The sequence below is a fragment of the Burkholderia sp. Ac-20345 genome, from assembly GCF_017104825.1.
Classification (GTDB): Bacteria; Pseudomonadota; Gammaproteobacteria; order Burkholderiales; family Burkholderiaceae; genus Burkholderia; species Burkholderia lata_B.
The window spans coordinates 1-3082 of record NZ_JAAGPO010000412.1 but is presented as its reverse complement, the minus strand read 5'-3'; the positions used below and the strand labels follow the sequence as shown (position 1 = coordinate 3082).

Annotated in this window: 4 protein-coding genes; 1 reads left to right on the top strand and 3 read right to left on the bottom strand. The window is 68.4% G+C overall.

All coding sequences use genetic code 11. From position 1 onward, the window contains the following. From G3O06_RS47435 to G3O06_RS47425, 3 genes are all read right to left on the bottom strand, one after another. The coding region (locus G3O06_RS47435; protein ID WP_205820209.1) for an MFS transporter at positions 1–352 on the bottom strand (352 nt) is incomplete at its 3' end. 200 nt (positions 353–552) lie between these two features. Beyond that, positions 553–1326 (bottom strand): AraC family transcriptional regulator, encoded by a 774-nt coding sequence (locus G3O06_RS47430; RefSeq protein ID WP_174917671.1) that lies wholly within the window; start codon positions 1324–1326, stop codon positions 553–555. 35 nt (positions 1327–1361) lie between these two features. Further along, a complete protein-coding gene (locus G3O06_RS47425; protein WP_011355854.1) occupies positions 1362–1703 on the bottom strand; it encodes an FKBP-type peptidyl-prolyl cis-trans isomerase in 342 nt (113 codons plus the stop codon). 581 nt (positions 1704–2284) lie between these two features. Here G3O06_RS47425 and G3O06_RS47420 point away from each other — a divergent pair. Beyond that, on the top strand, positions 2285–3082 hold a 798-nt coding region (locus tag G3O06_RS47420; RefSeq protein ID WP_205820208.1), incomplete at its 3' end, for a metal-dependent hydrolase.

Genomic DNA, 3082 nt, shown 5'->3' with positions numbered 1-3082 from the left:
TACAGCCGACATCACCCCCACGGACAGGAAGCGGCCACGCGGGCGTGCTCGCGGCGCCGCACGCGAGCGACGCCAGCGCGAACAGCATGAGGCCGGCGATGTACAGGCGGCGCGCGCCGAAGCGGTCGCCGAGCGCGCCGCCCGACAGCATCAGTACCGCGAACGCGAGCGTGTACGCATCGACGACCCATTGCAGGCCGGCGACCGGCAAGCGCAGGTCGCCGGCGAGATGCGCGAGCGCGATGTTGACGATCGTCACGTCGAGCTGCGTGACGACGAAACCGGTGCTGACGGTCGCGACGACGCGGGCGAGCGCGGGCGGGAAGCCAGGGGTGGGGGCGGTCGTATTCATGCGTCAATCGTAGGACGCGGCCGGCAGGCGATGTTTCAGCGGAGCGTGAAGTGTCGAAACGCCAGATGCGAAGCAGTGGGGTAGCGAGCGGGAACGAAGCGGGAACGACGAATGCTGCGGCCGGGCCGGCGTGAACGCGGTTTGCCGAACCGTGCCGCTACGTGCGTTGACGCGTGTTCAGCGCGGGACCGCGGCGGCGTTCAATGCCGCTCGCCGCGCCAGCGACCCGGCGCAACGCCGAAGCGCTTCGTGAAAGCGTGCGTGAACGTGCTTTGATCCGCGAAGCCGACCATCCCGGCGATATCGACGAGCGGATACCGGCCGTCCGCGAGCAGGATCACGGCCGCGTCGAGCCTGAGCCGCTGCAGGTAGCGATGCGGCGTTTCGCCGAATGCGTCGACGAACAGTTGATGAAAGCGGCGCATCCCGTAGCCGCAGTGCGCGGCGAGATCGGCGATGCGTAGCGGCTCCGCGAGCCGTGCGCGCAGCCAGCGGTCGATGCGCGCGAAATCGAGGCCCGAGGCGGGCGCGGCGATGTCGCGTTCGTCGATCAGCGCGCCGCACAGCCGCGCGGCGGCCTGCCACTGGAAACGGTGCGCGGCCGCGTGCTGCGCGTCGCCGGCGGGTGCTTCGAGTTGCGCGGCGGCGGCCGCGATCTGCGCGACCAGCGACGTCAGTGCCGGATCGATCGCCACGGCGCGCGCGCTGTCGAACAGCCGCTGCGGCACCGCGAGCGATGCGAGGGGAAGATTGAGCACGAGCTGGCGGTTCTCGCCAAGCCCCGCGTAATCGTGGCGCGCGCCGGCTGGAACCAGCCACGCGCCATGCCGGTCGAGCCGCTGGCTGACGCCGTCCACCGCCATCACCATCGCGCCGTCGATGCCGAGCACGATCTGGTGAAAGTCGTGCACGTCCGACGCCTCGAGCGTGTCGTAGCGTTGCAGCGCGACGGTGGGGGACGGAAGGTGTGCCATGAGGCAGGGCGTCAGCTAGCGGCTCGAGTGCGGTGTCAGATGTCGAGCAGTTCGACTTCGAACACGAGCGTGGCATTCGGCGGAATCACGCCGCCTGCACCGCGCGGGCCGTAGCCGAGTTGCGGCGGAATCGTCAGGCGACGCACGCCGCCGACCTTCATGCCCTGCACGCCTTCGTCCCAGCCCTTGATGACCATGCCGCCGCCGAGCACGAACGCGAACGGGTCGTTGCGATCCTTGCTCGAGTCGAATTTCTGACCGTCGGTCAGCCAGCCCGTGTAGTGGACGCTGACGGTCTGGCCGGCTTGCGCTACGTCGCCGGTGCCTTCGGTCAGGTCTTCGTATTTGAGGCCCGATTCGGTCGTGATGACAGACATGACTTCTCCTGAAAAAGGATGGGTAAAACCGCTATTGTAGGCGAGCGCGCAGCGGGCCGCCGCTCGTGGTTTTCGGCCGGTCGCACGCGTGTCGCGGGCGGCGGCGGACCACCTCGGCCGCGATCGTCCGAAACGCAAATGGAACGCGTGTTTGAATTTTTCGCGAGCCTCGCAATCGCGGTTGCACCGCGCGAGTGCGACGGGTGTATGAATCGGTGCTACCGGGGCGCTCGGTAGCGCGCCGCGCCGCTTCGCCGGATGCCGCGAAACGCCCGCCACACGGGGCTTTCGGGCCGCCGCCATCGCACCGCGCGGGTCAGCGCGTACCGCTCGCGAGCCGCCGCGCGCGTTCGAATCCCGCCCCGTCCGGATGCCGTTCGAACGCCGTTTTTTCCGCCTTTTCGACCGTGCCCTGTTTGGAAGCGCGCATCTACCGCGCGGCTTGCGCGCGCCGCTGCGGGCGGCCTATCTTTACATCTGTCGATGTCAAGATTTTGGCGGTGCGCGACGCGCCGCCCGGGCCTGCGCCGGCCGCGTCGAGTGACGCGCCGGGCCGCTCCGGAACCAGGAGAACGATGAACATGAAGTCAGCCGCTTCCGCCACCGCAGCCGGGATCATGCCGGTGCGCCGCGACCTGCGCTTCGACCTGCCGGTCGAACGCGCGAAGGACTGGCATGGCCTCGGGTCGCACGTGACCCATTTCTTCAACGCGCTGTCGCTGCTGTTCCCGGCCGGCGAGCGCTTCTTCATGGATTCGGTGCGCAACTACCGCGACCGGATCGACGATCCGGTGCTGAAGCAGCAGGTGCTCGGCTTCATTGGCCAGGAGGCGATGCACACGCGCGAGCACATCGAGTACAACGAGCTGATGCAGGCGAACCACCTGCCCGCACGCAAGCTCGACAAGCGCGTGTGGACGGTGCTCGGCTACATGAAGCGCAAGCTCCCGCATTCGGTGCAGCTCGCCCATACGGTCGCGGCGGAGCACTACACGGCGATGCTTGCCGACTGGCTGCTGCGCGACCCGACGCGCCTCGACGGCTCGGTCGAGGGCTACCGCCAGATGTGGATCTGGCACGCGCTCGAGGAAACCGAGCACAAGGCCGTGTCGTTCGATGTATGGAATGCCGCGATGGAACCGGGGCTGCGCCGTTACCTGATCCGCATCGGCGTGTATCTGCTGACGACGCTGACGTTCTGGCCGACCGTGTTCCTGATGCACGCGACGCTGCTGTGGCGCGATCGCGGCGCCGGCCATCACGTGCGCGGCATGCTGCGGATGATCGCGTTCCTGTACGGGCCGCGCCGCGGGCTGTTCCCGCGCATCGCCGGCGAATGGCTGAGCTTCTTCCGGCCGGGCTTCCATCCGTGGGATCAA

Bases quoted from the DNA above. Each gene is read 5' to 3' on its own strand.
- G3O06_RS47430 (WP_174917671.1), bottom strand. From the start codon at position 1,326: ATGGCACACCTTCCGTCCCCCACCGTCGCGCTGCAACGCTACGACACG.
- G3O06_RS47425 (WP_011355854.1), bottom strand. From the start codon at position 1,703: ATGTCTGTCATCACGACCGAATCGGGCCTCAAATACGAAGACCTGACC.